This is a genomic window from Salmonella enterica subsp. arizonae, assembly GCF_008692845.1.
Lineage (GTDB): Bacteria > Pseudomonadota > Gammaproteobacteria > Enterobacterales > Enterobacteriaceae > Salmonella > Salmonella arizonae.
This window is the reverse complement of record NZ_VXJW01000003.1, coordinates 307,703-331,477: the sequence shown is the minus strand read 5'-3', so window position 1 is coordinate 331,477 and position 23,775 is coordinate 307,703. Positions and strand designations below refer to the sequence as shown.

Genomic DNA, 23,775 nt, shown 5'->3' with positions numbered 1-23,775 from the left:
GCCACTTCCCTTTGGTACTTATTTCGTATTTTCTTTCAGCACCTTAACGGTGTAACGTCCGTTTGCCTGACGATAGGCGCCGTGGATATCGGTTTCGAAGCCCGGATAGTGAGCGCCGATTTCGCACAGCATTTGCAGGAATTCCAGTACCGGACGGCTTTCCTCGGTGATCATTTCACCAGGCATCACCAGCGGTACTCCCGGAGGGTAAGGAAGGATCATGTTGGCGTTGACGCGTCCAACCATCTCTTCAAGATACACCTCTTCCGTTTCGCCATGCAGCTCTTTCTGGAACGCGGCATACGGCGTCATCACCATTGTCGGCAGTACTTCAAACGCGCGGTACATTAAGTCCGGCAGATTATGGTGTTCGACCAGTTTATGAATATTCTGCGCCAGTTCCTGAATTCGCATATTTTCATAAAACTCAGGCGCTTCACGGTACAGTGCCGGCAGAATGTTTTTGACGCGCAGGTTCAGGTCAAAGGCGCGTTTAAATTCAGTGAGCGCGCGCAGCAGGCTCAAGGCTTTGGTTTTATCGATACCAATGCTGAACAGGAACAGCAGGTTGTACGGGCCGGTTTTTTCTACAATGATGCCGCGTTCATCAAGATATTTGGCGACCAGGCTTGCCGGGATACCGAATTCATCCATCGTACCGTCTTTTTTCATCCCCGGCGTCAGAATAGTGACTTTGATCGGGTCGAGGTACATGTGTTCGTTATCGATATTTTTGAAGCCATGCCATGCGCTATCCGAACGCAGCGGCCAGCACTCAGCCCCATCGATATGTTCCGGCTGCCATACGTCAAAGAACCAGCCGTCGGATTCACTTTTCAGGCGCTTAATTTCTTTACGGAATTTAATCGCACGTTCAATAGAGCCGTTAATCAGGCGTTTACCCGCATTGCCTTTCATCATCGCCGCTGCGGTTTCGGTAGACGCTACGATACCGTAGTGCGGAGAGGTGGTGGTATGCATCATGTAGGCTTCGTTAAAGGTTTCTTCGTTAATGTCGCCTTTAACATGAATCATGGATGCCTGTGAAAACGCCGCCAGCAGTTTATGCGTGGACTGGGTTTCATAAATAATTTTGCCTTCTACACGGTCGCCGCTCATACCGCATTTACCCTCATAAATTGGGGAGAAATTGGTATAAGGCACCCAGGCTGAGTCAAAGTGAATGGACTTCACATCCAGAGTTTTCTTGATGTAGTCAGTGTTATATAACAGACCGTCATAGGTCGAATTAGTAATAACAGCATGGACCGGCCAGGTTGCGTTAGGCGTCTCTTTTACCCGTTTGGCGATAGTAGCGTGCTGGAACTCGCTTTGCGGAATACCGCCGAGAATACCGTAGGCGTTACGGGTTGGGCGGAAATAAATCGGCGTAATGTCGCTCATCATCATCAGATGGGTCAGCGATTTATGGCAGTTACGGTCAATCAGCACCGTGCTGCCTGCTGGCGCGGAGTACATACCGACGATTTTGTTCGCCGTAGAGGTGCCGTTCGTCACCATGTAGCTACGTTCGGCGTTAAAGACGCGGGCGATATACTCTTCTGCTTCTTTGTGCGGGCCGGAGTGGTCCAGCAGCGAACCCAGTTCGGAAACGGAAATCGAAATATCGGATTTCATCGTGTTCGGGCCGAAGAAATCATAAAAAATGCTGCCGACCGGGCTTTTCTGGAAAGCGGTCCCGCCCATGTGGCCCGGCGTACAGAAGGTATATTTCCCTTCACGCACATATTTAAACAGCGCTTTTGTCAGCGGCGGCAGGATATTGTCGATGTATTCATCGGTATTCTGACGAATTTTTGCTGCGATATCGGCGGCGGCACCTAACGCATATTCAAAGAAGCGAACCTGCATTCTCAGATCGTTGAGGCTGACGTCCAGCGTAGAGTAGCTGTTGGCGAAGGCGTACAGCGGCATATACTCGTTCAGCTTGCTAATCTCTTCGCAAAGCTCAAGGTTGTATTTATCCCAGTCGAAAATGACGCCGCAAAGGCGGGCGTTATTTTCAATCAGCTTCAGCAGGTCTTCTCGGTCGTTTGGATAGACGATACGGAAATTTAAACCTTCCAGTGCACGATGCAGTTCACGAATAGGCTCTTCTTTAAAGTAGACGCCCATGTGATTCATGATAGCAATAACGTTCATAGTCTTGTTCCTGGTAAAGTGGGCCCCTCCCGCTACGCTATAGCAGGTGACGAAAGGGGCTTTGAGAAAAAGGAGTTAGCGGTTAAAGCGCTTCAACCGTATTGTTTTCGCTGTCGTTGTTCTGGCGCTGGTGCATTTTGCGGCCGTAGAACATCAGGATGATCAGACTGACGATAAAGGTGCCGGAGAGTTCGAAGGAGCTGGCGCCCATCAGTGCGATGAAGCAAAACGCGCAGCCCAGCACAGAACAAATCAGGCTTACCGAGTTACGGATGTTGAACCCTTCAAAGCGAATCAGGTCAACACAGGAGTAGAAGTACGGCAACATGGTCAGCAGTACGGCAATCCCGGTCAGTTCGCCGAACAGGTCGGACGCTTTACCGCCGCTGGAATTCATGATGGTGATCAGAATCATCAGCGCAGTCATTTTCACTGCAGCCAACAGCAGACCTTTTTTCGGAATACCGTTTTTATCTATTTCGCCGTAAATTTTCGGGAAGTTGCCGTCGTTGGCAGCGCGGACCCCAGCCTGACCTACCAGCATCATCCAGGAGCCCAGAGACGTCAGGCAGGCGAAAGCGGTAAAGGCGGAGACCAGCGGCGCAGCCCAGCCACCCAGAATCGTGGAAGTACTGATAGCGAACGGCGCGCCGGAAGAGGCCATAACGGAAGCAGGGAACATCCCGGCGATGACCTGAGTCGCAGCGATATAGATGATGCCTGCCAGCGCGGTACCCAGCATGGTTGCCAGTGGTACGGTGCGTTTCGGGTTTTTCACCATGCCGGTGCTGACGGCGGCAGATTCAACGCCAACGAACGCCCACAGGCAGAGCAGAATACTTTTGACAATAGCGTGAGAATCGGTCGTCGTAGACGTGTTCCAGTTCGCGTGGTAGGTCGCGATATCGAACCAATGCCAGCCGGCCACTGCGGTTAATACTACCGGGATCAGAACCAGGAACAGGCCAATAGTCGTCAGACGGCTGACCCATGCCCCACCCAGCATATTAATAAAGGTGAACAGCCAGACGATGGCAATACAGGCAATACCTGCCGGGATTGGATTATTTAATGCCGGGAAGAACGTAGAAAGATAAGAAACGGCGGTAATACCGATAGCTAAATTACCAATCCAGTTCGCATGATAATAAAGAACGCCGGTCTGGAAACCAAACGCCGGAGATATTTCCCCAGCATAAGCGATTGGACCACCCTGTTGAGGGTTTTTGGTCGCCAGCCTCGCATAAACATAAGCCAGAGACATTGCCCCAATAATAGAAATCACCCAGCCCCAGATGGCAATGCCACCAATACTGGCAAGGTTGGCGGGTAATAATGCAATCCCGCTCCCCATCATATTACCGGCAACGACGCCAGTACAGGCAAATAGCCCGATCTTTTTGACAGAACTCATGTTCATTTCTCCTGAGCTATATTTTTAAGAACCGGGCTTATGCTTCATATATGCTGCGTGCCCGTTCAACTGTCGACAAGATTAACGAAAGGGGTGAGATAAGTCCTAAAGAAAAAGTGAAATAAACACAAACATGAGAAAACTGATAGATTGATTTTTTTGAATTAACATATAAATATCATGAAAAATATCATGAAAGTATAAACATTGTTTAATTACAAAGAGTTATATTTACATTTCTTTGCGGTGAGTATGTTGCCAAAATTAACGCAAGCTATTTTTGGCAACATGTTTTTCACAAAATAAAAGCGAAAAAATTAATATTTTTTCGCTTTTATTTTTCATGGTTTAGCGCTGAATTTAATCTTCCGCTAAAAAACTATTCAGATAAGGGACGATTTTCTGAACGGATGTCTGAAATACGCCATTCTCGATCCAGTACAGTGTGTTTTCACCGGGCCGTAAATTAAAGGCGGTCAGATAGGCATCAGCGGCCAGGCGATTCTCACCTTTCATTTCGTAAACTTTCCCCAACAGGACATAGTTAAACCACGACATTTCAAGCTCAATACTTTTATTTATCTCCTCATACGCTGCATCGATATCACCTTTGCCTAAAAGATCGACGGTCTTGATTTTATAATAAACAGACGTTTTCTTAACGCCGGGGATTTGATCTATTTCTTTAAACTCTTCGTTCAGTGCAGCCATTCGTTTTTTATCAAACGGCTGCTGTGACTGACGTAATACATCTACCAGCACTTTATATTCATAGGCATATTTGAAATCAGGTGTTTCCTTTATAATGCCATTCAAAATATCGCTGGCTTTACTTAGTGCCTGCGCATCCCCGCTCAGAATAAGCTGGCGCGCCTCATAAAAATGCATCAGCGCGGTATTTTGCGGTGTTCTGAATAGAGCCAGTTGTTCCCGCATACGATCGGGCCAGGGCTGTGTTAAAACGAAAGACAGGCTATTAAACAGATCATCCTGGATGGACAACTGGTTAGTATTGGTGACGAAATAGCGCTTATCCAGCATGGTTGAACCATCGGCGTTATCAATCAGTACCACAGACATAAAGCACTGTTGCGCCCGATAGTGGCGCTGATTGACAAACTGAATGGTTAACGTCTTGCCGGAGCTGCTTGGCTCATTGACCCTGTAATTGGTTTTATCATGGACCATAAAGGTCGAGTAAGTGTTCAGCAGGTCGGTGATTAAGCCGCCCAGGCCGATAGCGTAGGACTCCTGCGAGAGCCAGTTATTACAGGAGTTGCCGCCTTCAAAACGAACATCTATATCTCGTGGGTTAAGTAATAACCGCGTTTTTGTTACTGCGGCATTATGATCGACTACCGACATGACGATAAACACGACCAGCGTCGCCAGCGAGAGCAGGAACATAAACCACGTCCAGAAAGCGGCGATACGCGGCCTCCTCGCCTTTTTAGTCGGCGCTTGCAAAGGAGGAGGCGCCGCTGGTGGAGCAGCAGGAATCACATCCGTCGGTTCTGTTAACGTCGATGCGATTGATGGCGACGTTGATGCATTATCGATTTCATCGCTATTTTCTTCGCACCAGATAACCGGCGCCGTCAGCTTATAGCCGCGTTTAGGTACGGTAACGATGTATTCTGCGTTGCTGTCTCCGCCATCTCTTAATGATTTGCGTAGTTCAGAAATGCTTTGGGTGACAACATGGTTTGTCACGATGGTGCGCATCCAGACATGATCAATAATGTTATCCCGGCTTAACACTTCATCCGGGTGATGCGCAAAATACATCAGAAGATCGATCAAACGTGGTTCAAGGGTAATCTGGCGTCCCTGACGACTGATCTGATTAACTGAAGGTGTAACCAGCCATTCTCCAATGCGTACAACAGGTTGCTGCATAACAAAGATGCCCTAACGAGCTAAGTCAAACGTTAATAATAACACGATTTGCACAGACTTTTTTTATTCCCCTTTTTTGTAAAAGAAAGGCATAAAAAGCAGCGCGGTAAGCAGGCAAACAGAGAGGAAAACGGGCGTTCGGATTAACGACGACGCCCGTTTTTAGTCGATTTCTTTTAATTACAGCACCTTATGTGGACCGAAGCATTCGTAATGAATGTTTTCGTTATTCACGCCAAGTGAAATCAACTGCTTTGCGGCAAACTGCATAAAACCCACCGGGCCGCAAAGATAGAACTGCATTGCCGGAGCTCTGATGGCGGCCTCCAGTTGCCTTAAATCCATCAGCCCTTCGCTGTCGAAGACGCTTTGGGCGCGATCGGTCTCGGTAGGCTCGCGATACCAGGTATGCGCAGTGAAACGCGGCAGTGTACGCCCCAGCTCCCTCACTTCATCGGCAAACGCATGGACCTCGCCGTTCTCCGCAGCGTGGAACCAGTTCACCTGCGCGGTATGCTGTGCTTTCGCCAGTGTATCGAGCATCGCTAACATCGGCGTCTGGCCGACGCCAGCGGAAATCAGCGAAACGGGAGTGTCAGCGGCGACATTCATAAAGAAATCGCCTGCCGGCGCGGCCAGATGTACCACATCGCCAACGCTGGCGTGATTGTGCAACCAGTTTGATACCTGACCGCCGTCTTCACGCTTCACGGCAATACGATACCCTTTGCCATCCGGTTTACGGGTCAGCGAGTACTGGCGGATCTCCTGATGCGTAAAACCTTCCGGTTTAAGCCAGACGCCCAGATACTGCCCGGGACGGTATTCCGCCACCGTACCGCCGTCGACAGGTTCAAACTCAAAGCTGGTGATCAGTGCGCTACACGGGGTTTTCGCGACGATGCGGAAGGGGCGCGTGCCTTCCCAGCCGCCGTTTTTACTGGCGTTCTCGTGATAAATCTCGGCTTCGCGGTTGATAAAGACGTTAGCCAGTACGCCATAGGCTTTGCCCCACGCATCCAGCACTGCCTGGCCTGGGCTGAACATTTCGTCCAGTGTCGCCAGCAGATGCGTCCCGACGATGTTATATTGCTCCGGCTTAATCTGGAAACTGGTGTGCTTCTGCGCGATTTTTTCTACTGCCGGCAGCAGCGCCGGTAAATTTTCGATATTGCTGGCGTAGGCCGCGATAGCGTTAAACAGAGCCTCACGCTGATCGCCGTTACGCTGATTACTCATATTGAAGATTTCTTTGAGCTCCGGGTTATGCGTAAACATGCGGTCATAGAAGTGGGCGGCCAGCTTCGGTCCCGTTTCAACCAGCAGGGGAATGGTAGCCTTTACTGTAGCGATGGTTTGTGCGTCAAGCATACGCGCTTCCTTTATGTGAAAATATAATAATGTATATAAAATGCATCTTATAAAAATACCCTTGAATTGTAAATGGTTCTTCGCTGCATTATCTTGTGAACGTAACAACGTGAAAAATTTACATCACAAAGCTGAAAAGAAATCTGTTGAAATTCGTAATGCTCCCGTTCAGGAAAACCTTATCTGACGCACAGGTAAACGTTTGCGTAAAAACCTTTGTCAAGACCTGTTATCGAAGAATGATTCAGTTATACTGTTGGCCGAAGTCCCACGGACTGCCTTTTCAGGCACAAATTTTATTGTTAGCTGAGTCAGGAGATGCGGATGTTAAAGCGTGAAATGAACATTGCCGATTATGATGCCGAATTGTGGCAGGCTATGGAGCGGGAAAAAGTACGTCAGGAAGAGCACATCGAACTGATCGCCTCCGAAAACTACACCAGCCCGCGCGTTATGCAGGCGCAGGGGTCTCAGCTAACCAACAAATATGCTGAAGGATATCCGGGCAAACGCTACTACGGCGGTTGCGAATACGTTGATATCGTTGAGCAACTGGCTATCGACCGCGCAAAAGAACTGTTCGGCGCTGACTATGCTAACGTACAACCTCATTCCGGCTCTCAGGCTAACTTCGCGGTTTACACCGCGCTGCTGCAGCCAGGCGATACCGTTCTGGGTATGAACCTGGCGCAGGGCGGCCACCTGACTCACGGTTCTCCGGTTAACTTCTCCGGCAAACTGTACAACATTATTCCTTACGGTATTGATGCGTCCGGTAAAATTGACTACGACGATATGGCGAAGCAGGCTCAGGAACACAAACCGAAGATGATTATCGGTGGCTTCTCTGCTTACTCCGGTGTGGTTGACTGGGCAAGAATGCGTGAAATCGCCGACAGTATCGGCGCGTATCTGTTTGTGGATATGGCGCACGTTGCGGGCCTGATTGCCGCAGGCGTTTATCCGAACCCGGTTCCCCATGCGCATGTGGTCACGACCACCACGCACAAAACTCTGGCAGGTCCGCGTGGCGGCCTGATCCTGGCAAAAGGCGGCGACGAAGATCTGTACAAAAAACTGAACTCTGCCGTCTTCCCAAGCGCGCAGGGCGGTCCGCTGATGCACGTTATCGCGGCGAAAGCCGTAGCGCTGAAAGAAGCGATGGAGCCAGAGTTCAAAGTTTACCAGCAGCAGGTAGCGAAAAACGCCAAAGCAATGGTCGAAGTGTTCCTGAATCGAGGTTATAAAGTGGTTTCCGGCGGCACTGAAAACCACCTGTTCCTGCTGGATCTGGTAGATAAGAACCTGACTGGTAAAGAAGCCGACGCCGCTCTGGGCCGCGCCAATATCACTGTAAACAAAAACAGCGTGCCGAACGATCCGAAGAGCCCGTTCGTCACCTCTGGTATCCGTATCGGTTCTCCGGCAGTAACCCGTCGCGGCTTTAAAGAAGCAGAAGTGAAAGAACTGGCTGGCTGGATGTGCGACGTTCTGGACAACATCAATGATGAAGCCACCATCGAACGCGTGAAAACGAAAGTACTGGATATCTGCGCTCGCTTCCCGGTTTACGCGTAAGCGCGTATTTGGTCAAAATGACCCGATGGCGCAGTGTCTGTCGGGCTTACCTGAACGCACAATAGCATGACGCCGCCGGAAGCCATTATCCGGCGGCGTTGCGGTTTGAGCGCTCCTGAGATTGTTAATATTATGTTACTCTTGCCAGCGTAACCGTTTCTCGCCAGACTATCGCCTCCAAACGGGAGGGAATCATGGCATTGCATTCCACGCGCTGGTTGGCGCTCAGTTATTTCACCTATTTCTTTAGTTACGGTATTTTTCTGCCATTCTGGAGCGTCTGGCTCAAAGGTCTGGGGCTAACGCCGGAAACCATCGGTCTTCTGCTGGGCGTGGGCCTGGTCGCGCGTTTTCTTGGGAGCCTGCTCATCGCTCCTCGCGTAAGCAATCCTTCACGGTTAATTTCCGCGCTGCGTGTACTGGCGTTGTTGACGCTGGTATTTGCGCTGGCGTTTTGGGCTGGAACACATGTCGCGTGGTTAATGGTGGTGATGGTCGGGTTTAACCTCTTCTTTTCACCGCTGGTACCGCTGACCGATGCGCTGGCCAACACCTGGCAAAAGCAAATTATCCTGGACTATGGCCGGGTACGGCTGTGGGGTTCCATCGCTTTTGTTATTGGTTCGGCCCTCACCGGTAAACTGGTGAGTTTATATGATTACCAGGCGATTCTGGCGCTGCTGACGCTCGGCGTAGCCTCGATGTTGCTGGGTATGTTGTTACGTCCCAGCGTGCCGCCGCAGGGAGAAAGCCGTCAGCAGGAGGGCGCAGGCTGGTCCGCCTGGTGTATCCTGGTGACGCAAAGCTGGCGTTTTCTGGCCTGCGTCTGTTTGCTGCAAGGGGCGCACGCCGCTTACTACGGTTTTAGCGCCATATACTGGCAGGGGGCAGGCTATTCAGCGTCGGCGGTCGGCTATTTATGGTCGCTGGGCGTAGTGGCGGAAGTGATCATTTTCGCTCTGAGTAAAAAGCTATTCCGCCGATTTAGCGCCCGCGACTTGCTATTGCTTTCCGCCGTGTGTGGGGTGGTACGCTGGGGGCTGATGGGCTGGAGTACGACGCTGCCGTGGCTGATTGTGATACAAATCTTGCACTGTGGGACGTTTACCGTTTGCCATCTGGCCGCAATGCGCTATATCGCTGCGCGTCAGGGAAGCGAGGTAATTCGTTTGCAGGCCGTCTATTCCGCCGTAGCGATGGGCGGCAGTATCGCTATCATGACGGTATTTGCCGGTTTTCTGTACCAACACCTGGGCTGCGGTGTATTCTGGATTATGGCGTTGGTGGCATTGCCCGCTATCTTCCTTAGGCCCAAAGTTGTTGCCGCGTCATGATTCCAGGATCTTGCGGATCTGTTGTTGCTGGTGCGCCGTGAGGGCGCGATCCGCATGAATCAACGGCGGTGAGAAGAGCGGTAGCGGCGTGGCGTAAGGGGTGACAATGAGTGCGACGCCGCGCGGGCATCCCTCTTTTTGAAACGCCAGGGTCGATACTCGTTTGATATTGAGCGGCAATAGGGTCAGTTCACGCAGTTGCTGCTCAATATGCGTCTCCAGCGCGTCATTTTTATCCGTTAACAATACGATCTGTTTCTCATGCAAATCGTTATCCTGCATCAGCCAGGCGCCGAAAATCACCGCCACCAGTCCCTTCTCTTCATCGGAAAAGCGGATACCGTATTCGGCTTCAAACCCAGCGAGAGCCTCACGTGTGGTGCGTACCAGGCGAGGATAAAGACGGTTAAACTCTTCCGGGAGCGTATTATCTATGCCAATCGTGAATAAACTGCGGTTCAGCGCCTGGGCAAGATGGACATATAGCTGATCGTTAAGACCTTGCTCATCGCTGAAGCGTGCGTTCCCTTTTTCTCTGAAACGTAACACCAACCGTGCCACCTCCAGCCGCAGTTTTTGCGCCCGTGGATGGGTGTCGCGAATCGGGTCGGGGAGGCGAATCATTGAAAACAGTAACGCCATAAACAGCGCTTCATTCAACGGTGCGGCCTGCATCACATGGCGCTGCCAGTGACGGCCAATCTCCTGGGCGAGTGAATATTCCGCACACGATAGCGCCCAAATCTGTTGCACTGGATTGAACGCAGGGGTGATGCCCGCATGGTGTTGCAGCAGACAATACTGTAAAAAGAGACGCAGGAACTGCACATCGCGGTTTTCAAATGGTTTTTGCAGCCGTCGGGCGCACAGATTGATGAGTGCGTGCAGATTAATATCGTCATACAGCGGGCGTGCGATACCGCGCTGCTTTAGCGCGTTTTTTAATGCCGGGGTAAACTGTTGCGTGACGAAAGTCGGGCATAAACGCAGGCCGCGCCTGAGCCAGTGTAAAAGGCAAAGGCGCTGATCGAGTGCTGTACCTTCGATCCGATAGCAACCGTTCTGGCATGTCGTGATGGCAAGACGATGATAGCGCTGGATCTCCAGGCCTGTTTCAGTGAGATCCTCACGGGCAATATCATCATCAACGCCATTAAGCGCGCTGAAGATTTCCATCGTAGCGATTTGCCCCGGCTGGAAAAGCGTCAGCAATATCTGACAGCGGCGCTGGGGAGCGGAAAGCACAGATGGTGGGGCAATTGTCGGCATCATCTGTCAGGTCTCCCGTTAGTTTGTCTGGTAAGAATAGCTAAAGTTTGCGAGTGAAAAATGTTATAAGCGTGCATTTAGGCCAGGAATGCTGAGGAGCGTCACAGAATTTTTATCGTGAGGAACAGATGAAGCCAGTGAAACGCAGCGCCTTAACACTATTTCTTGCCGTTTTATCTTTCGTTGCGGCGGCGCATCCGCACAGCTTCATCCGTCTGCAAACGCAGGTGGTCAGTGAAAATCAGCAATTTGTGGCGTTAAAAATGCGTTGGACAATGGATGAACTGACTTCCGCAGATCTGTTGTATGACGCCGGAAGCGCCGCTCCGGGCTCGGAAATATGGAAAAAATTGGCGGCGGAAGTGATGGCTAATGTACTTGGACAGCACTACTTTACAGAAGCGTGGCGCAATGGCGCGAAAGTAAAGTTTAAAAACAGGCCGACAGAATACGGTATGACGCGTGACGCGCATCAGGTGGTATTGACCTTTATGCTGCCGTTGGCCGAACCGCAGCCGTTAAGCGGTCAGACCTATACCTTTTCAACGTTTGATCCTTCTTATTATGTCGATATGCATTATGACCAGGACAGCGATGTAACGATGCCGGAACCGCTGCGCGAAAAGTGTCGGATTCAGGTTCATACTCCTGCGCCCGGCGAAGAGATATTACGTTTCGCCCAGTCGCTGGATAAAGAGGATGCGCCGCCGGAGGATATGGATTTAGGTAAACAGTTTGCCCAAACGGTGACACTGCAATGTCAGTAATTTTTTCCCCACATACTCCTGTGCGGCGCTGGCTCTCTCTATGGCCGTTGGCGTTACTACTACTACTGATGCTGGCTGGCGGTCTGTGGATATGGCAGGCCTGGCCGCAGGTGATGCTGAAAAGCGCCCTCTGGCAGCGGGAAGTGAATCAGCAGTTGAGTGCGCTGCTTAAAGCGGTGGCGACGCACCCTGAGCGAGCGGGCGGCTCGTTGCTTGTGCTGAGTTTTATGTATGGCGTACTTCATGCGCTGGGGCCGGGACATGGCAAAGTAGTGATAGCCACATGGCTGACGACGCATCCCTCGAGGCTGAAATCAAGCATCGCGTTAACCCTTGCCGCCGCGTTATTGCAGGGACTGTTGGCTATCGGGCTGGTCGTGGGAGTGCTGACCGTATTACAACTTCCGGCAAGGAAGTTACATCTGAGCGGCTTCTGGCTTGAAAAGGTGAGCTATGCGTTAGTTGGCGGGCTGGGCATCTTGCTGTGCTGGCGAGCAATGAAAAGATTGCGCGCGCTCTTACGTAAACCTGGATTTATCGCCTTTACGCCGCGCCATGTTCACCATGAAAAATGTGGCTGCGGACATCAGCATTTACCGACGCGCGAACACCTGCATAGCGGCGATGACTGGCGCGCGCGGCTGATGATCGTACTGTCTATGGGGATGCGGCCCTGTTCCGGCGCGATAATGGTGTTGCTATTCAGCAAAGTGATTGGCGTATTTAGCTGGGGAATGGCGTCGGCACTGGCGATGGCGGCGGGAACCTCGCTAACGATTACCTCGCTGGCGCTACTGGTACACACTTTCCGCGCTCTGGCGGTGAAGCTCAGTGGAAACAAAACGCCTGCGTTATGGCGGCTGGTGGGCTGGTCAACGCTGGCGCTGGCCGGAGGGATCATACTGCTTATCGCGGCGCTGGTCATGTGGTTTAGCGTGCCGCAGCCTGTGGGCGGGCTGCGGCCATGGCGTGGTTGATTAGTGTCCGGCGGATTTAAGATGCATCCGTGCGACGGATTCGTCTTCGGCCCAGTAAATTCGTTCAGCGACCATCGCTTCCGGATTGAGCTGAACGCCGCGCAGCACCCGCTCTTTAAAGCGCATATAACCGCCTTTGTCGATCAGGTGGCCCATATGCAGATAGATCGGTTTTCCGCCGAGCATCTCTTTTTCAAACTCATACAGGTTAACGATCACCTGTTTTATCACCTCTTCAGTAACCCAGTTGAGGAAAAGCTTGCCGACACGCGGGGTTTTTTTACTGGTACGTCCGCCCAGACGGACTTGCCAGAGCTGCTCCGGTTTACGTTGCCAGGCCAGCGTCGGACAGGCCAGCACACACTCGCCGCAGCCGATACAGGCGGACTCTTCTTTGACTGCTTTGCCGTTCTTCAGCGCCAGGCAGCCTACCGCGTGGTGACTACAGGCCTTCATGCAGGCGCCGCAGCCGATACAGCGCTCGGCAGTGAAGCGCATTTTCGCCACGCCAATAATTCCCAGATCGGCCATTGACGCCTTCGCGCAGTCATTCGGGCAGCCGACAATCACTGTTTTGAGATGATAAGGGCTGGGATAGACTAGCTTTTCAAGGCGACGGGACAGGCCGGTGGTATCGGTGTTGGCTTTCTGGCATATGCGGTTCCCCTGACAGGCGACAATATTTCGCCCGCCAATGGCGAGGTATCCCGCTTTGGTATCCTCAACCTGAACGTCGCACAGTTCCATTTCAATTTCGCGAAGAAATGGCTCCAGCGCAGCGTTTACTTTATCGATGTCTTCGTAACGGATACCCGGCATAGCCAGTTTCTGGCGGGTAGTAAGGTGGATTTGCCCGTTGCCCCAGGTTTCGGCGATATCACGTGCCACAGTCAGCAAATGCGCAGGCAAAATGCCGCCGGGAATGCGGACGCTGATCATCGCTTCGCCGCGCACTTTTGACAGGCGATATTCGTTTTTCGCACGGGCTTTAATAATATCAATATCAATGCTCATGATGTTCTCCTTAATCGGCAAAACGTTGCGCGACGGCGTAGTTAAATATCGGGCCGTCGGTGCAGACATAAACTTCGCCCATACGGCAGTGGCCGCACTTCCCGACGGAGCAGGCCATCCGGCGTTCGTAGTCCACCCAGATTTGCTCCGGCTTCAACCCTTTTTGCAACAGCATTTTTACGGTAAAGGTAATCATTATCGGCGGCCCAACGACGATGGCCTGCATTGTATCGATATCGCTAAGCGCCAGTTCGGCAAGACGATCGGTCACCCGGCCAATCTGGTAACGGTCATCGGCCTCGCCTTCATCCAGCGTGAGCACCAGGTTATGTTTGCCGCGCCACGTCGCCATCTCTTCTCTGTACAGAACGCAGTCGCGGTTTTTATAGCCGAGAATCATATCCAGTTGACCAATTTCTTGCGGATTCTCAACGAAATAGCGCATTAGCCCTTTCACCGGCGCGACGCCGGTGCCGCCTGCGACAACCAGTAAGGGTTTATGGCGCAGCGTATTGACCGGATAGCCGTTGCCATAGCAGCCGCGTAGCCACACGTTATCGCCTTCTTTCAGCGTAAAGAGGGCGCTGGTCACTTTCCCGACGTTACGAATCAGTAGATCTATCCAGCCGTTGCCGCAATCGGAAACGGAAATGGGCGCTTCGCCGACGCGCGGCAGCGAAACTTCAACGAATTGCCCCCAGTGCGCAGGAAAATCGACTTCCACGCGGAAGTTCCACTCAAGCGGCGTGTGGCGAGTAATGCTGAGGATGCGGTACGCCGCAGGCAGTAAACTGTGCTGCGGTTTATCATGACAGGAACAATGTGACATGCGTTATGCCTCCTCTGCCAGCGCCTGCTGAACGGCGGCGGTCATTTTGTTGATAATCAGCGAAAATTTGATGTATTGCGGGCAGCGATCATCGCAGCGGCCGCAGCCGACGCACATATGCTCAATGCCGTTGCGCGCTTTATAGTCATTGACTTTATGCAGGGCGCGGTAGCGCAGACGCTCGCCGGGTTTCTCGCGAAAGCCATGACCGCCGGCCATATCGCTAAAGCCCGGCACCATGCAGCTTGCCCACTGGCGACGGCGTTCGCCGCGTTGTGGATTTTCATCATAGGCGACGTCAAAGACGCTATAGCAGGTACAGGTTGGACACCCGGTGGTGCAACGGCCACAACTAATGCAGCGGCTGTCGTAGGCATCCCACAGCGGATGGCGGGTGAGAATGTCGCGAATTTTTTGCGGATCGTGGCAAACGCTGTCCGGCTTGACGACCGTTTCCCGGTTTTCGCTGACGAAAGAGGGGGTATAGTCGACCTCTTGCCCCAGTCCTTGTATCGCCGCCTCGATAAAGGGATCGCGGATACTGACAAGCGCGCCCTCGTCGCTAAAACGCATCGCGGCGCTATAACGGTCGGTTTTATTCGTTCCCATTGAGACGCAGAAACAATTTTCGAAGCTTTCTTCGCACTCAATAAGGACGAAATGAATATGCTCCCGCAGCAGTTGATAACTGTAATCGGAATTATTCCCATTTGATAAAAACATATAATCCAGTCGCGACATGGCGTTTATATCGCAGGCGCGGGCAAAGATGACTATCGGGGATGTGTCTGTCCCGGCAATTTGTATCGTGTCTTTATCAAAATAAAAGAGCGTCTCGGTGATAGGGGTGATAATAGTATTCGGCGACATGTGCGATTTCTCGTGCCAGATGAGATCGCGCCAGCCGCTAATCTGTTGATAAATAATATCGTCAGTATCGGAGAAGCGTCCGCCGCGAAACTCTGCGGACGGTGCAAATACGCGCCACTGCTTGCTTAATCGCTGGATAAGCAGGCTAAACTCGTCAGGCGTAATTTTGATAGCCATCATATACTCCACAGTAATATTCAGAAATAGCAAATGAAAATAAATTATTATAAAAATCAGGTGAATATTACTGTTACGCTAGCGCTAATTAGCCATATTCGCTAACAGGAAAAAATGGTTTTTACTATCGCTATAATAAATAGGAAGGGGATATTTTTCAGAATGATAATTATAGAAGGGATTTATTTCTGGCGGGAAAAGACGCTCCCGCCAGAATGAACGATTAACGCTTCAGCGCATCGCTCAGTTCGTCGCGCATATTGGCCAGCATGGCTTTAACGACGCGCGGATTCCCCGCCACGATATTACCGGTCATCAGGTAGTTATGACCGCCAGTGAAATCGCTGACGATACCGCCCGCTTCACGAACCAGCAGTTCGCCTGCGGCGAAATCCCACGGACGAAGACCAATTTCAAAGAAACCATCGACACGACCTGCCGCAACATAGGCCAGATCCAGCGCGGCGGAACCCGTGCGGCGGAAGTCGGCGCATTCGGTGAACAGCTTGCCGATAATATTAATGTAGGTGGTCGCGTATTGTTTGGCTTTGAACGGGAAGCCGGTCGCGAGGATGGTGCCGTCCAGATCGCGAGCGGTACTGCCGCGCAGGCGGTAGCCGTTCAACTGCGCGCCCTGGCCGCGGGTGGCGGTGAACAGTTCGTTACGCATCGGATCGTAAACCACGGCGACTTCAGTACGGCCTTTAATGCGTACTGCGATAGATACCGCAAAGTGCGGCAGGCGTTTGATAAAGTTAGTGGTGCCATCCAGTGGATCGATAACCCATTGAACATCCTGATCTGTGCCAACGTGCTCACCGCTTTCTTCGGTGATAATAGTGTGTTGCGGGTAAGATTTGCGAATGGTGTCGATAATTACTGCTTCAGCGGCCTTATCTACGTTGGTCACAAAATCGTTACTGCCTTTTTGGCTCGCTTCTACAGCGTCCGGAGTTTCATAATTTTTGGCAATTACATTACCCGCCTTGCGCGCTGCGCGCACGGCGATGGTCAGCATCGGATGCATCGGTCTCTCTCACTGGATGTTAAAGAACGGGAAAACGGCGCAGAGTATAGCAGCGAGATCGGAATCTGTCTTGGTTTTATGGTAAGATGTCAGAATAATCTTTAGCTGAAGAAAGGCAATGCTGCAAAATATTCGAATTGTGCTGGTGGAAACCTCCCACACCGGCAATATGGGCTCTGTAGCTCGCGCTATGAAAACCATGGGCTTAACTAACCTGTGGCTGGTGAATCCGTTGGTAAAACCGGACTCCCAGGCCATCGCGTTGGCGGCAGGCGCCAGCGATGTGATCGGTAATGCACAGATCGTCGATACGCTTGATGAAGCGCTGACAGGCTGTAGCCTGGTGGTCGGAACCAGCGCTCGTTCCCGCACTCTGCCGTGGCCGATGCTTGATCCGCGCGAGTGCGGCTTAAAAAGCGTTGCAGAAGCGACAAACACGCCGGTTGCCTTAGTTTTCGGTCGTGAGCGTGTCGGGCTTACTAACGATGAATTGCAAAAATGCCATTATCACGTTGCCATTGCCGCTAACCCGGAGTACAGCTCGTTGAACCTGGCGATGGCAGTACAGGTCATCGCGTATGAAGTCCGTATGGCCTGGCTGGCGACGCAGGAAAACGGCGACGCGGAGCATGAAGAGACGCCGTATCCGCTGGTGGACGACCTGGAGCGGTTTTATAGTCATCTGGAGCAGACGTTGCTCTCCACTGGCTTTATTCGCGAAAACCATCCGGGGCAGGTGATGAATAAACTGCGCCGTCTGTTTACTCGCGCGCGCCCGGAAAGCCTGGAGTTGAATATTCTGCGTGGAATGCTGGCGTCGATTGAGCAGCAGAATAAAGGCAAGTAGTCAATTTGACGTCTGATGGCGCTAATCGTAGGCCGGATAAGCGAAGCGTCATCCGGCAAACCGAAAAGCGCACTGAACGTCAAATACCTGACTAAAACAGTCAAGTAAATAGTTGACCAAATTACTCAGGAATGTCAGACTTGTCCCTGCTATGCAATCCCCCCATTTTACAATAAAAAACCCCGGGCAGGGGCGAGTTTGAGGTTAAGTAAGACATGAGACTGACATCTAAAGGGCGTTATGCCGTGACCGCAATGTTAGACGTTGCGCTCAACTCCGAAGCGGGCCCGGTACCGTTGGCTGATATTTCTGAACGTCAGGGTATTTCCCTTTCTTATCTGGAACAGCTATTTTCCCGCTTACGTAAAAACGGTCTGGTTTCCAGCGTGCGCGGGCCAGGTGGCGGTTATCTGCTTGGTAAAGATGCCGGCAGTATCGCGGTCGGCGAAGTGATCAGCGCGGTTGATGAATCCGTTGACGCGACCCGTTGCCAGGGGAAAGGCGGCTGCCAGGGCGGCGATAAATGCCTGACCCATGCGCTGTGGCGTGATTTAAGCGATCGCCTGACCGGTTTTCTCAACAATATTACGTTAGGCGAGCTGGTAAATAATCAGGAAGTTCTGGATGTGTCTGGCCGTCAGCACACGCATGACGCGCCGCGCGCCAATGGTCGTGTGCAGGACGCCATCGACGTTAAATTACGCGCTTAATTAAAATATTACGCCATCTCTTCTGGCGGCCTCACACGGTTAATGCCGCGGTCGTCTGAAGAATGAAGCGTAAAAAAGAATTCAGAGTCAGGCCGGGACGCGGATGTCCCGTCAACACGGTCGTACATCCAGCCGGTTGCCTGATTCCTTGCATTGAGTGATGTACGGAGTTTAAGAGCAATGAAATTACCGATTTATCTCGACTACTCCGCAACCACGCCGGTGGACCCGCGTGTTGCCGAGAAAATGATGCAGTTTCTGACCCTGGACGGAACTTTTGGGAACCCGGCGTCTCGTTCACACCGTTTCGGCTGGCAGGCTGAAGAAGCGGTCGATATCGCCCGTAACCAGATTGCTGAGCTGGTTGGCGCTGACCCGCGTGAAATCGTCTTCACGTCCGGCGCGACAGAGTCCGACAACCTGGCGATCAAAGGCGCAGCCAACTTTTATCAGAAAAAAGGCAAGCACATCATCACCAGCAAAACCGAACACAAAGCGGTGCTGGATACCTGCCGTCAACTGGAGCGAGAAGGGTTTGAAGTGACATACCTGGCGCCGCAAAGCAACGGGATTATCGATCTTAAAGCACTCGAAGCGGCGATGCGTGATGACACCATTCTCGTTTCCATTATGCACGTAAACAACGAAATCGGCGTGGTGCAGGATATCGCGACCATCGGCGAAATGTGCCGCGCGCGCGGTATCATCTACCACGTTGACGCCACTCAGAGCGTGGGCAAGCTGCCTATCGACCTGAGCCAACTGAAAGTGGACCTGATGTCCTTCTCCGGTCATAAAATTTATGGGCCGAAAGGCATTGGCGCGCTGTATGTGCGTCGTAAGCCGCGCATTCGCATTGAAGCGCAGATGCACGGCGGCGGTCACGAACGCGGTATGCGCTCTGGTACGCTGCCCGTCCATCAGATCGTCGGCATGGGCGAAGCTTACCGTATCGCGAAAGAAGAGATGGAGACCGAAATGGCCCGTCTGCGCGGTCTGCGTAACCGTCTGTGGAACGGCATCAAAGATATTGAAGAAGTTTATCTGAACGGCGACCTTGAGCAGGGCGCGCCAAACATTCTCAACGTGAGCTTCAACTACGTTGAAGGCGAGTCGCTGATCATGGCGCTGAAAGACCTGGCGGTCTCTTCCGGTTCCGCCTGTACCTCCGCTAGTCTGGAGCCCTCCTACGTGCTGCGCGCGTTGGGCATGAATGACGAGTTGGCGCATAGCTCTATCCGTTTCTCTTTAGGTCGTTTTACCACTGAAGAAGAGATCGACTACACCATTGATCTGGTCCGTAAATCCATTGGTCGTCTGCGTGACCTTTCTCCGCTGTGGGAAATGTACAAGCAGGGTGTGGATCTGAACAGCATCGAATGGGCTCATCATTAATCGGTATCGGAATCAGGAGAATTTATAATGGCTTACAGCGAAAAAGTAATCGATCACTATGAGAACCCGCGTAACGTAGGGTCGTTTGACAATAACGACGATAACGTGGGAAGCGGCATGGTTGGCGCTCCGGCCTGCGGCGACGTCATGAAGTTGCAGATTAAAGTTAACGATGAAGGTATCATTGAAGACGCGCGCTTCAAGACTTACGGCTGCGGTTCCGCTATCGCCTCCAGCTCTCTGGTAACGGAGTGGGTGAAAGGGAAATCGCTGGACGAAGCTCAGGCGATTAAAAACACCGATATCGCAGACGAACTTGAGCTGCCGCCGGTGAAAATTCACTGCTCTATTCTGGCGGAAGACGCGATTAAAGCCGCTATTGCGGATTACAAAAGCAAACGCGAAGCGAAATAAAATAGAACGTTAAAATTGAGGTTTTGTTATGTCGATTACACTTAGCGACAGTGCAGCAGCGCGAGTCAATACCTTCCTGGCCAACCGTGGTAAAGGGTTTGGTCTGCGTCTGGGCGTGAGAACCTCCGGCTGTTCAGGTATGGCTTATGTACTGGAATTTGTTGACGAACCGACGGCGGAAGACACCGTGTTTGAAGACAAAGGCGTTAAAGTAGTGGTTGACGGCAAGAGCCTGCAATTTCTGGATGGTACACAGTTGGACTTCGTAAAAGAAGGCCTGAACGAAGGGTTTAAATTCTCCAACCCGAATGTGAAAGATGAGTGTGGTTGCGGCGAAAGCTTCCACGTGTAACCGTGTTCCGTTGTTATACCGAGTAATTCGTGTTGCAGAAAGGCGGCAAGCGAGCGACAAATTCGTCGGGAACGAATTTGCACAGCCAAAGGCGGCCTCCGGTGAGGAACAGGGATGTCCCTCATTAATCCCCATGCGTTTACTTGAGTAAGTGACTGGGTGAACCAGCGTAGACAACGCATCTGCGGCGCGAAGTAAGAAGGTATAACCCCACCGTGGTCGCCTGCGTGTGGGGTTTGTTCTGACATGCTATCCCTGAGAATGTTATGGATTACTTCACCCTCTTTGGCTTACCGGCCAGTTATCATATTGACACCCAGGCGCTGAGCCTTCGTTTTCAGGATCTGCAGCGCCAGTATCACCCTGACAAATTTGCCAACGGCACCCAGGCGCAGCAGCTTGCCGCCGTCCAGCAATCCGCCACGATCAACCAGGCTTGGCAAACGCTGCGTCACCCGCTGACGCGCGCAGAATATCTGCTTTCCTTACACGGATTCGATCTGGCCAGCGAGCAGCATACGGTACGTGACACCGCGTTTCTGATGGAGCAACTGACGCTTCGCGAAGAGCTGGACGACATCGAACAGACAAAAGACGACGCGCGGCTGGAAAGTTTTATCAAACGCGTACAAAAGATGTTTGATACTCGCCTTCAGCAAATGGTGACGCAGCTTGACAACGCGGCGTGGGGCGAGGCGGCGGATACGGTGCGCAAACTGCGGTTTCTCGATAAACTGCGAAGCAGCGCAGATCAACTCGAAGAAAAGCTGCTCGATTTTTAACTGGAATCTAACATGGCCTTATTACAAATTAGTGAGCCTGGTCTGAGCGCCGCGCCGCATCAGCGTCGTCTGGCGGCGGGCATCGACTTAGGTACTACTAACTCATTGGTTGCGACGGTTCGCAGCGGTCAGGCGGAAACTCTGCCAGACCACGAAGGGCGCCACTTGTTGCCTTCAGTGGTTCACTATCAGCAGCAGGGCCACACGGTCGGTTACGCTGCGCGTGACAATGCCGCGCAGGATACAGCCAACACTATTAGCTCTGTAAAACGCATGATGGGACGTTCGCTGGCGGATATCCAGTCGCGCTATCCGCATCTGCCGTACCGTTTCCAGGCAAGTGAAAATGGCCTGCCGATGATTGAAACGGCGGCGGGGTTGTTAAACCCGGTACGCGTATCTGCTGATATTCTCAAAGCGCTGGCCGCGCGGGCTAGCGAATCGCTGTCTGGCGAGCTGGATGGCGTGGTGATTACCGTTCCCGCTTATTTCGATGATGCCCAGCGTCAGGGGACGAAAGACGCCGCGCGGCTGGCGGGCCTGCATGTGCTGCGCCTGCTCAACGAACCGACGGCGGCGGCGATCGCCTACGGTCTGGACTCGGGCAAAGAAGGCGTTATTGCTGTTTACGATCTCGGCGGCGGTACCTTCGATATCTCTATTTTACGCCTGAGCCGCGGGGTGTTTGAAGTGCTGGCGACGGGCGGTGATTCTGCGCTCGGCGGCGACGACTTTGACCATCTGCTGGCGGATTATATTCGCGAGCAGGCGGGGATTGCCGATCGTAGCGATAATCGCGTTCAGCGCGAACTGCTGGATGCGGCGATCGCGGCAAAAATCGCCTTAAGCGATGCCGATACCGTTCGTGTTAACGTTGCGGGCTGGCAGGGGGAGATTACTCGCGAGCAGTTTAACGACCTCATTGCCGCGCTGGTTAAGCGCACGCTGTTGGCCTGCCGTCGCGCATTGAAAGATGCCGACGTTGACCCCCAGGAGGTTCTCGAAGTGGTCATGGTCGGCGGTTCGACCCGTGTACCGCTGGTGCGTGAACGGGTGGGCGAATTTTTTGGCCGCACGCCGCTAACCGCTATCGATCCGGATAAAGTGGTCGCTATCGGCGCAGCTATTCAGGCCGATATTCTGGTCGGCAATAAGCCGGACAGCGAAATGCTGCTGCTGGACGTGATTCCGCTCTCTCTTGGGTTGGAAACGATGGGCGGCTTGGTGGAGAAAGTGATCCCGCGTAACACGACGATTCCGGTGGCGCGTGCGCAAGATTTTACCACCTTCAAAGACGGTCAGACCGCGATGTCTATCCATGTGATGCAGGGCGAACGCGAACTGGCGCAGGACTGCCGTTCGCTGGCGCGCTTTGCGCTGCGCGGTATTCCGGCCCTGCCGGCTGGTGGGGCGCATATTCGCGTGACCTTCCAGGTGGATGCCGACGGGCTGTTGAGCGTCACCGCAATGGAAAAATCCACCGGCATCGAGGCCTCCATTCAGGTCAAACCTTCCTACGGCCTGACCGATAGCGAAATTGCTTCAATGATCAAAGACTCCATGAGTTTTGCCGAGCAGGACGTGAAAGCGCGTATGCTGGCGGAGCAAAAAGTCGAAGCCGCGCGCGTGCTGGAAAGCTTGACCGGCGCGCTGACTGCCGATGCCGCGCTGTTAAGCGCCGCAGAACGTCAATGCATTGACGATGCCGCCGCACATTTGAACGCGGTTGCACAAGGCGATGATGTTGACGCCATAGAACAAGCGATTAAAAACGTAGATAAACAAACCCAGGAATTTGCCGCTCGCCGCATGGACCAGTCGGTTCGTCGCGCGCTGAAAGGTCATTCCGTAGACGAGGTTTAACATGCCGAAAATTGTTATTCTGCCTCATCAGGATCTTTGTCCGGATGGCGCAGTTCTGGAAGCGCAGACCGGTGAAACCATTCTTGACGTTGCCCTGCGCAACGGCATCGAGATTGAACACGCCTGTGAGAAATCGTGCGCCTGCACCACCTGTCACTGCATTGTACGTGAGGGCTTCGACTCCTTGCCGGAAAGCTCGGAAGAAGAAGACGACATGCTGGATAAAGCTTGGGGGCTTGAGCCGGAAAGCCGCCTGAGCTGCCAGGCCCGCGTCACCGATGACGATCTGGTTATCGAAATTCCACGTTACACAATCAACCATGCGCGTGAGCATTAACAGAGGGTAGTATGGGACTCAAGTGGACCGATAGCCGCGAGATCGGCGAAGCGTTATACGACGCATATCCTGATGTCGATCCTAAAACCGTTCGTTTCACCGATCTGCATCAGTGGATTTGTGAACTGGATGATTTTGACGACGACCCTAACGCATCCAATGAAAAAATTCTGGAGGCGATTCTGTTAGTCTGGTTGGATGAGGCAGAATAGTTTTTGCGTCATGATTCTCGCCGCAGGTGCGTTGGCTGCGTTCGTTCACCCCAGTCACATAGTTATCTATGCTCCCGGGGATTAATGAGGGACATCCTTGTCCCTCACCAGAGGCAGCCTTTGGCTGTGCAAATTCGTTCCCGAAGAATTTGTCGCTCACTTGCCGCCTTCCTG

General features: G+C 52.5%; 22 protein-coding genes. 13 read left to right on the top strand and 9 right to left on the bottom strand.

Translation table 11 applies throughout. The features are described from left to right. Positions 1–18 precede the first annotated feature (18 nt). The 4 genes from cadA to hmpA form a co-directional block, all read right to left on the bottom strand. The gene (gene cadA, locus F4V61_RS08760; protein WP_001100646.1) at positions 19–2,163 is read right to left on the bottom strand and encodes a lysine decarboxylase CadA; all 2,145 of its coding nucleotides are present in this window, start codon (positions 2,161–2,163) and stop codon (positions 19–21) included. 82 nt (positions 2,164–2,245) lie between these two features. After that, the gene (gene cadB / locus F4V61_RS08755; RefSeq protein ID WP_000100007.1) at positions 2,246–3,577 is read right to left on the bottom strand and encodes a cadaverine/lysine antiporter; all 1,332 of its coding nucleotides are present in this window, start codon (positions 3,575–3,577) and stop codon (positions 2,246–2,248) included. 360 nt (positions 3,578–3,937) lie between these two features. Next, positions 3,938–5,476: a lysine decarboxylation/transport transcriptional activator CadC gene (cadC, locus tag F4V61_RS08750; protein WP_038394887.1), complete on the bottom strand. Its 1,539-nt coding sequence runs from the start codon at positions 5,474–5,476 to the stop codon at positions 3,938–3,940. 180 nt (positions 5,477–5,656) lie between these two features. Then, positions 5,657–6,847 (bottom strand): NO-inducible flavohemoprotein, encoded by a 1,191-nt coding sequence (gene hmpA / locus F4V61_RS08745; RefSeq protein ID WP_080160983.1) that lies wholly within the window; start codon positions 6,845–6,847, stop codon positions 5,657–5,659. 324 nt (positions 6,848–7,171) lie between these two features. Between hmpA and glyA the strand changes: the two genes are divergently transcribed. Together glyA and F4V61_RS08735 are read left to right on the top strand one after the other, a co-directional pair. Further along, complete coding sequence (glyA, locus tag F4V61_RS08740) at positions 7,172–8,425, top strand: serine hydroxymethyltransferase (RefSeq protein WP_080160984.1); 1,254 nt, start codon at positions 7,172–7,174, stop codon at positions 8,423–8,425. Positions 8,426–8,619: 194 nt separating this feature from the next. After that, positions 8,620–9,759 (top strand): 3-phenylpropionate MFS transporter, encoded by a 1,140-nt coding sequence (locus F4V61_RS08735; protein WP_001173733.1) that lies wholly within the window; start codon positions 8,620–8,622, stop codon positions 9,757–9,759. Here the strand turns inward: F4V61_RS08735 and csiE are convergent. Further along, positions 9,754–11,031: a stationary phase inducible protein CsiE gene (gene csiE, locus F4V61_RS08730; RefSeq protein WP_000982951.1), complete on the bottom strand. Its 1,278-nt coding sequence runs from the start codon at positions 11,029–11,031 to the stop codon at positions 9,754–9,756. The genes F4V61_RS08735 and csiE overlap by 6 nt on opposite strands. A gap of 125 nt (positions 11,032–11,156) precedes the next feature. Here csiE and F4V61_RS08725 point away from each other — a divergent pair, with 125 nt between their 5' ends. Continuing rightward, positions 11,157–11,795 carry a DUF1007 family protein gene (locus F4V61_RS08725; protein ID WP_079827464.1) on the top strand — a complete coding sequence of 213 codons (639 nt, stop codon included), beginning with the start codon at positions 11,157–11,159 and terminating at the stop codon, positions 11,793–11,795. Then, complete coding sequence (locus tag F4V61_RS08720) at positions 11,786–12,772, top strand: nickel/cobalt transporter (protein WP_038394892.1); 987 nt, start codon at positions 11,786–11,788, stop codon at positions 12,770–12,772. Before F4V61_RS08725 ends, F4V61_RS08720 begins: the two co-directional genes overlap by 10 nt. Here F4V61_RS08720 and asrC read toward each other — a convergent pair whose 3' ends face one another. The 4 genes from asrC to suhB all read right to left on the bottom strand — a co-directional run bounded on the left by asrC (position 12,773) and on the right by suhB (position 16,689). Next, positions 12,773–13,786, bottom strand: a complete 1,014-nt coding sequence (asrC, locus tag F4V61_RS08715; protein WP_000020680.1) for a sulfite reductase subunit C — start codon at positions 13,784–13,786, stop codon at positions 12,773–12,775. 10 nt (positions 13,787–13,796) lie between these two features. Beyond that, positions 13,797–14,615 carry an anaerobic sulfite reductase subunit AsrB gene (gene asrB, locus F4V61_RS08710; RefSeq protein ID WP_000017590.1) on the bottom strand — a complete coding sequence of 273 codons (819 nt, stop codon included), beginning with the start codon at positions 14,613–14,615 and terminating at the stop codon, positions 13,797–13,799. A gap of 3 nt (positions 14,616–14,618) precedes the next feature. Then, a complete protein-coding gene (gene asrA / locus F4V61_RS08705) occupies positions 14,619–15,662 on the bottom strand; it encodes an anaerobic sulfite reductase subunit AsrA (protein WP_080160985.1) in 1,044 nt (347 codons plus the stop codon). Positions 15,663–15,885: 223 nt separating this feature from the next. Further along, positions 15,886–16,689: an inositol-1-monophosphatase gene (gene suhB, locus F4V61_RS08700; protein WP_000553466.1), complete on the bottom strand. Its 804-nt coding sequence runs from the start codon at positions 16,687–16,689 to the stop codon at positions 15,886–15,888. Between the two features lie 118 nt (positions 16,690–16,807). Here suhB and trmJ point away from each other — a divergent pair, with 118 nt between their 5' ends. The 9 genes from trmJ (at position 16,808) to iscX (ending at position 23,601) form a co-directional block, all read left to right on the top strand. Further along, positions 16,808–17,536, top strand: coding sequence for a tRNA (cytosine(32)/uridine(32)-2'-O)-methyltransferase TrmJ (trmJ, locus tag F4V61_RS08695; RefSeq protein WP_000940038.1), 729 nt, complete (start codon positions 16,808–16,810; stop codon positions 17,534–17,536). A gap of 215 nt (positions 17,537–17,751) precedes the next feature. Then, a complete protein-coding gene (iscR, locus tag F4V61_RS08690; RefSeq protein WP_001241345.1) occupies positions 17,752–18,246 on the top strand; it encodes a Fe-S cluster assembly transcriptional regulator IscR in 495 nt (164 codons plus the stop codon). A gap of 180 nt (positions 18,247–18,426) precedes the next feature. Continuing rightward, positions 18,427–19,641: a cysteine desulfurase gene (iscS, locus tag F4V61_RS08685; protein ID WP_000775269.1), complete on the top strand. Its 1,215-nt coding sequence runs from the start codon at positions 18,427–18,429 to the stop codon at positions 19,639–19,641. A gap of 27 nt (positions 19,642–19,668) precedes the next feature. Then, the gene (iscU, locus tag F4V61_RS08680) at positions 19,669–20,055 is read left to right on the top strand and encodes a Fe-S cluster assembly scaffold IscU (protein WP_000331704.1); all 387 of its coding nucleotides are present in this window, start codon (positions 19,669–19,671) and stop codon (positions 20,053–20,055) included. Positions 20,056–20,083: 28 nt separating this feature from the next. Next, the gene (gene iscA, locus F4V61_RS08675) at positions 20,084–20,407 is read left to right on the top strand and encodes an iron-sulfur cluster assembly protein IscA (RefSeq protein ID WP_000028952.1); all 324 of its coding nucleotides are present in this window, start codon (positions 20,084–20,086) and stop codon (positions 20,405–20,407) included. 266 nt (positions 20,408–20,673) lie between these two features. Continuing rightward, on the top strand, positions 20,674–21,189 hold the full coding sequence (gene hscB, locus F4V61_RS08665; protein WP_079903966.1) for a co-chaperone HscB: 516 nt from the start codon (positions 20,674–20,676) through the stop codon (positions 21,187–21,189). A gap of 12 nt (positions 21,190–21,201) precedes the next feature. Beyond that, positions 21,202–23,052 (top strand): Fe-S protein assembly chaperone HscA, encoded by a 1,851-nt coding sequence (gene hscA, locus F4V61_RS08660; protein WP_038394898.1) that lies wholly within the window; start codon positions 21,202–21,204, stop codon positions 23,050–23,052. A gap of 1 nt (position 23,053) precedes the next feature. Beyond that, a complete protein-coding gene (fdx, locus tag F4V61_RS08655; RefSeq protein ID WP_001124473.1) occupies positions 23,054–23,389 on the top strand; it encodes an ISC system 2Fe-2S type ferredoxin in 336 nt (111 codons plus the stop codon). Between the two features lie 11 nt (positions 23,390–23,400). Beyond that, positions 23,401–23,601 (top strand): Fe-S cluster assembly protein IscX, encoded by a 201-nt coding sequence (gene iscX / locus F4V61_RS08650; protein ID WP_000523621.1) that lies wholly within the window; start codon positions 23,401–23,403, stop codon positions 23,599–23,601. Positions 23,602–23,775 lie beyond the last annotated feature (174 nt).